The 6,526-nt window shown below is 68.6% G+C and carries 3 protein-coding genes; all 3 read left to right on the top strand.

Annotated features, from left to right (window positions below; genetic code table 11):
• Nucleotides 1-161 precede the first annotated feature (161 nt).
• Nucleotides 162-1,259, top strand: a complete 1,098-nt coding sequence (gene aroB, locus ACRDUX_RS23660; RefSeq protein ID WP_526417083.1) for a 3-dehydroquinate synthase — start codon at nucleotides 162-164, stop codon at nucleotides 1,257-1,259.
• A 77-nt stretch (nucleotides 1,260-1,336) separates the two neighbouring features.
• Nucleotides 1,337-2,041, top strand: a complete 705-nt coding sequence (locus ACRDUX_RS23655; protein WP_526417081.1) for a hypothetical protein — start codon at nucleotides 1,337-1,339, stop codon at nucleotides 2,039-2,041.
• Between the two features lie 61 nt (nucleotides 2,042-2,102).
• Nucleotides 2,103-6,526 (top strand): Ig-like domain-containing protein (locus ACRDUX_RS23650; protein WP_526417079.1); only part of this gene is annotated, 4,424 nt, incomplete at its 3' end.

The following is a 6,526-nucleotide window of genomic DNA, read 5'->3' as shown; positions in this document are numbered from 1 at the left end:
GGCGACCACCCCGAGCAGCGCATCGCCGCGCTGCTCGCCGAACGCGCCGCCGCCTACGCGCGCGCCGACGCCAGCGTCGATACCTCCGACCGGCCGCTCGACGCCATCGTCGACGAGATCGAAGCGCTGCTGCGCGCCCTGCCGCGCCGCGAGGTGCCGGCGTGAGCTCGGCGGCCAACGCGACCGTGATGGTCAACCTGGGCGAGCGCTCCTACCCGATCGCCATCGGGGCGGGGACGCTGCCGCGCCTCGGCGCGCGCCTGCAGGAGCTCGGCCTCGGCCGGCGCGCCGCCGTCGTCACCAACCCGGTGGTCGCGTCGTACTACCGCGATCCCGTCGCCCAATCGCTCAGCGCCGCCGGCTTCGAGCCGACCTTCATCGAGGTTCCCGACGGCGAGGAGCACAAGAACCTGGCCTGGCTCGCCTTCCTCTACGATCGCCTGATCGACGCCCGCCTCGATCGCGACTGCCCGCTGATCGCGCTCGGCGGCGGGGTGATCGGCGACCTCGCCGGCTTCACCGCCGCGACCTTCCAGCGCGGCGTGCCGTTCATCCAGGTGCCGACGACGCTGCTGGCGCAGGTCGACTCGAGCGTCGGCGGCAAGACCGCGGTCAACCATCCGGGCGGCAAGAACCTGATCGGCGCCTTCCATCAGCCGCGCCTGGTGTTCATCGACGTCGCCACGCTGCGCACCCTGCCGCGCCGCCAGGTGCAGGCCGGCATGGCGGAAGTGATCAAGCACGGCGCCATCCTGGGCCCGGCGCTGTTCGACCTGCTCGAAGCGCAGCTCGACCAGATCATGGCGCTCGACGAGACGCTGCTGATCGAAGTCGTGCGCCAGAACTGCGCCATCAAGGCGGCGGTGGTCGGTGAGGACGAACGCGAGAGCGGCCACCGGGCGGTGCTGAACTTCGGCCACACTGTCGGCCATGCGGTCGAGATGTTGACCGACTATCGCGGCTACCTGCACGGCGAGGCGATCGCCATCGGCATGGCCTTCGCGGCGCGCCTCTCGGCGGCGCGCGGCGTGTGCCCGCCGGCGGTGGCGGACCGCCTGATCGCCCTGCTGCAACGCGCCGGGCTGCCGGTGGAAATCCCCGAAGAGCTGATCGGCCGCCACCTCGTGCTCGCCGTCGAGACGGACAAGAAGATGTCAGGTGGCAAGGTGAAGTTCGTGTGTCTCGAGGACATCGGCCGCACCCGGTTCGTGCCGCTGAGCGGTGACGAGATCCTCGCCCAAGCCGGAGGCGCTCACTGAGCGGAAGGCATCATTGACAACACCGATCGCAGCGTCGCCCAGCGCGCGGCGCGCGAACGGTACTTGCGGAGGCTGTTATGTGGTGGTTGCGAACGACGACGTACGTCATGGGGTTCTGTGTTCTGGTGGGTCTGGTCGGGTGCGGCAGCGCCGGGTTCAGCGGGGACGGCAGCACCGATGAGCTGACATTCACCTTCCTCGGCTTCACCGGCGAGGGGATCGAACAACAGGATATCGTCGGCAATACCTCGGCGGACGTCGATGTCTGTGCGACCATCTGCGACTTCGGCGAAGACGGCATCTTCGGCGACGAGACCTTTGAGAGCTTCACGCAGACGCGGGCCATCGCGCAGTTCGTCAACAACGGCACCGCCGACATCCGCCTGCAGCGCTACACCGTGTCGGTGCCAGGCAGCGGCGTGCCGCCATTGAGTGTGGACATCAACATCATCATGCCGGGCGGGCGGTGCAGCAACCAGCCCAACCAGCAGTGCGGGCTCGATACGGACTGCTTGTTCGGCAACGACTGCGTCCACGACCAGGTGGACGTTGAGGTCCTTCTCTTCACCTTCGCCTTCAAGGAGCTGATCAAGGGCGAGGGCAAGACATGCCCAGGTGTCGATCCGCTGACCGGTCTGCCGACTCAGGGCAACGTCGTGCCGCAGACGTATCAGACCAACGTCACTTTCGAAGCCAGTGATTCGACGGGCCAGGGCTTTACGGTCAAGGCCGGCCTGGTCGCCGGCTTCTTCGACGCCAACAACTGCGACGACACTCAGTGAGGATGTAATGCGCACTGGCGGCGGCAACCAGCGGACAGCGGGGACTGCGGAGGGATTTGGGATGGGCCGACGGCTGATTGGAATCGTGGCGTTTGCGTCGATGGCTCTGCTCGCCGGCTGCGGCGGTGGCGGCAGCGGCAGCGGCGGCGGGACGGGCGGCGGCCCGACGCCGGTGCCGAACGAGGTGTGCGACGACTCCAACCGCGTCTGCATCGGCGTCGGCCAGCTCATCATCGGCGTCGGCGCGCAGACCCCGTTCACCGTCACCGTGCGCAACAACTCGCACCAGCCGGTCGCCGATGCGCTGGTGACCATGTCGAGCTCGACGGCGCTGCGCGTCCTTCCCGACGAAGGCACCACCAACGATGACGGCATCTTCGCGGGGTCGGTCGAGGGCCTCTTCGGCGCCTCGGCGACGCTGACCGCGAGCGTGCCGATCCTGGGCATCAACGTCTCGGTGCGCATCTCCGTCCAGGGCGCGCCGCCGCCGGTCCCGACGGTCACCGCGGGTGGCATCGGCACCCCGACGCCGACGCCGATGGACCTCTCCGAAGTGCGCACCCTGTACATGGAGACCTCGCCGTTCACGATCAGCTCGCAGCGGGGCGGGGCGGTGCAGGTCTTTGCCTTCGCCTTCGATCAGAACAACCGTCCGGTCAACGATGTCAGCCTGATCTTCGATTTCCTCCCGAAGATCGGGACGCTGCGCCCGATCGCCACCACCACGCGCCGGATCGTCCTGCCCGATGGCACGACGCAGGAAGGCGTCGCCCAGGTGGAGATCCTCATTCCCCCCGGCATGGCGGCGCCCGGTGAGGTGGTCGTCACCGCCCTGGCCGGCGCCGTCAGCGGCGAGGTCTCGTTCGAGATCACCGCCGGCGCGGCCGACCGCAAGATCGAAACGATCCTCATGCAGATCAGCGACAGCACGTGCGGCACCGAGGTCGGCGGCGGCCTGACGCTGCGCGCGATCATCTTCGACAGCGACAACCGGCCGATCAACGACGTCGACGTGCTCTTCCTGACGCCGGTCGGCGAGGCAATTCCGCTCACCGCCACGGCGCGCACCGTCAACGGCCAGGACGGCATCGCCACCACGACGCTGCAGATCCCCGCCGGCGTGCCGGTGATCAGGGACGACAACGGCAACGTGGTTCCCTACAACATCCGCAGTCGCGCCGGCGGCGTCGAAGGCGTCGTGCAGGTCTACGTCGTCGACGGCCGCGAACCCTGCAATGCCAACAACGTCCCGTCGGGCCAGGACAGCTCCCCCGCCAGCGTCACCATGAGCGGCAGCCCGACCCGCATCCGGGTGCGCGGCTCCGGCGTGCGTGAACAGAGCTCGGTGGTCGCGACGGTGTTCGACAATCAGGGCGGCCGCCTGGACCGCGGCGAAGTACGCTTCTCCCTGTCACCACATACGACCGCCGTCGGGGCGCTCCTGCTGCCGGTCAACACGCTCGGCGGCTACTGCTCGGCGCCGGTCGCCCGACAGTGCGACAACAGCGATCAGTGCGATCCAGGTGCCACCTGCGACCTCGATCCGCGCAACCGCTTCGTCTCCTACAGCGACCGCGCCGGCAACGCGCAGATCCAGGTGCGCGCCGGCAGCGGCTTGGGCTCGATCGTGGTCGACGCCGAGGTGCCCTCCGCGCTCGGCGACGAGTTCACCCAGCCGTGCACCAACCCGGCCACGCCGGGCGAGCGCTGCATCATTTCGACCGGGCTCGTGATCACCGTCACCGCCGGTCTGCCGGGACGCCTCTCGACCTCGCTCAACCGTCTCGCGGTGACCAACAACGACGCCACCTCGCTCACGATGTTGACCGCCCAGGTCACCGACCTGCAGGGCAACACCGTCGAGGACGGTACGCCCGTGTCGTTCATCATGGCACCGTTCACGCCGGGCGATCCGCTGCCGCAGGGTATCTCCATCATCGGCTTCCCGGTCACCAACAGCCAGGCGCCGTGCGACACCCAGGAGTACGCATCACAAACCGGCATTCCGGTGCGTGCGCAACCCGGCAACGCGACCACCTGTCTCTTCTTCCCGATCGCCCTGTCGGGCACCGAGGTGGTGATCACCGCGCAAGCCGGCCAGGCCTCGTTGACCCGCACCCTGACGCTGCCCAACGCTGTGTTCGATGTGGTGGCGGTGGCCAATCCGGACAGCGTGGCGGTGACGCAGACGCAGTCGGCGCTCACCATCGTCAGCGCCATCGTGCGCGACCCGAACGGCAACCCGGTACCCAATGCCAAGATGACCCTCGACAGCCCGGTCGGGTCCTTCCGTCCCGGCGTCGACGGCTTCTACATCAACGTGGTCACCGACCAGAACGGCGTCGCCTCGGCGACGCTGACGATCCCAGCGGGGACGGTGGTCGCGGACGACGAGTTCGACGTCCTCGTCTATGGCGGCGGCATCGCCCGTACGGCGGCGACGCAGCTGCCCATCGCCATCACGTCCCAAGCCATCCCGCCGCCGCCAGGGCTCGATGTGCCCTCGTCGGTCGTGCTGGAGACCGTCGAACCGTCGAACATCGGCGTCCGCGCCAGCGGCGGCGTCGATCAATCGCTCGTCACCTTCAGCGTGCGCAATCGCGAGAACACGGTCCTCCCCGGCATCCCGGTGCGCTTCTTCCTCACCGCGGTCGGCGGTGTGCGCATCACGCCGCTCGAGGGCGAGACGAACGAGGACGGTCTGGTGACCCTGACCGTGTTCGCCGGCTCGCAGGCGACGGCCGTGCAGTTGACCGTCGCCGTCGATGTCGAGGGCGACGGCACCTTCGAGGTGCTCAACCAGTTTACCCCGGTGAACATCACCGGCGGCCTGCCGGTGGCGACGCGCTTCAGCCTCGCTTCCGAGTTCCTCAACGTCCCGGGCCTGGTGCGCCTCGGCTTGGAGGATGAGATCACGGCCTTCCTCAACGACCGCTTCGGCAACGCCGTGGCGGAGGGGACGGTGGTCAACTTCACCACCAACGGTGCCAGCGTCGCGCAGCAGGTGGTCACCGACGAGTCCGGTCGGGCCTCGACCACGCTGATCACCGAGGGCGGGATCCCCGACAACGGCATCGTCACCGTCCTCGCCACGACGCGCGGCGAGGAAGGGTTCATCGACAGCAATGGCAACGGCCAGCACGATGCGAACGAGCCGTTCACCGATGCGCCGGAGCCGTTCATCGATACCGATGGCAACAATCGCTTCGATCCGCCGGAACCGTTCACCGACCAGAACAGCAACGGCAAGTGGAACGACCCCGAACCGTTCCAGGATACGAACCTGAACGGCCGCTACGACGACCATCGCGATGAGAAGTTCATCGACGTCAACGGCAACCAGATCTGGGATGCCGGCCAGACGCCGGGTGTGTGGGACGGCAACGCCCTGCTCTCCGCCAGCGCCGACGTCACCTTCTCGGGCAGTCCGGTCATCGTCCTCGACCCGCCGACCTTCTCGATCATGAACGGCGGCGGACAGGCATTCCTCCTCTTCGTCGGCGACGAGAACTTCAACCCGCTGGTCGCCGGCACCACCCTCTCTGTCCGACTGACCGGACCCGGGAACAATCATGTCACCTTGGTGGGCTTCTCCGAGACCCTCCTGCCGGATGGCCAGAGCTTCGGCTCTCTCGTGCCGGGCCTCAACGCCTTTGCCTTCCTCGTTGTCGACGCCGCCCTGAACGGGCCGGACTCGACACTGGTCGTGGCAATCGATGTCGAGGCTTCGGCGCTGAACCAGGCCACGCTCGGCGGCAACGGCAACGCCTCCGCGTCGTACATCGGTCAGGTGCTGCCGGCGCCGACGCAGACGGAGCGGCCGACGGTCACCCCGACGCCGAGCGCCACGGTCACGCTCACGCCGACCGAAACGTCGACGCCGACGCTGACGCCGACGCCGACCCAGACCTTCACCCCCTCGGCCACCGCCACCGCCACCGCCACCGATACGCCCGGACTGCCGGTCATCTCGCCGATGCAGGCGAGCGTTCTCGCCGGCGTCACCGGATCGCCCAGCTGCGACGGCACCAGCCAGGACTTCGTCGTCAGCGGCGCCCGGCCGCCGTTCACCCTGCTGACCACCGCCGGCTGCCTCAGTGCCACGACGGTCGGCAACGGCGACACCGTCACCTTCACCGGCGGCGCCACGATCGGCAACGCCGTCGTGACCGTCACCGACGCGCTCAACCGCACCACCCAGGCCACCGTCGCCGTGCGCGGCGCGCTGGCCGCCCTCATCCAGGTCGACCTGTTCGTCGATCAGCGCTCCGACAACGGCGACGGCAGCTTCACCAGCGTGCTCGGCGCGCTGGTCACCGATGGCGCCGGCGTCACCGTCGAAGACGGCGTCCCGGTCAGCTTCAGCCTGGTCAACCCCGTGGCCGGCGTCTCGGTCACCAGCCCCGGCCACACCAACCAGGCAGCGCCCTGCGACGTCGGCTCGCTCGCCGTGCTGCCGCAGCCGGGCGATGCGCTGTCCTGCAT

Source organism: Mycobacterium sp. (assembly GCF_050701675.1).
In the GTDB taxonomy this organism is placed as follows: Bacteria; Actinomycetota; Actinomycetes; order Mycobacteriales; family Mycobacteriaceae; genus Mycobacterium.
The sequence above is the reverse complement of the archived record's forward strand: the minus strand, read 5'-3'. Positions and strand labels throughout refer to the sequence as shown.

Coding starts and splice junctions, on each gene's coding strand:
- ACRDUX_RS23655 (WP_526417081.1), top strand. CDS start 1,337: ATGTGGTGGTTGCGAACGACGACGTACGTCATGGGGTTCTGTGTTCTG.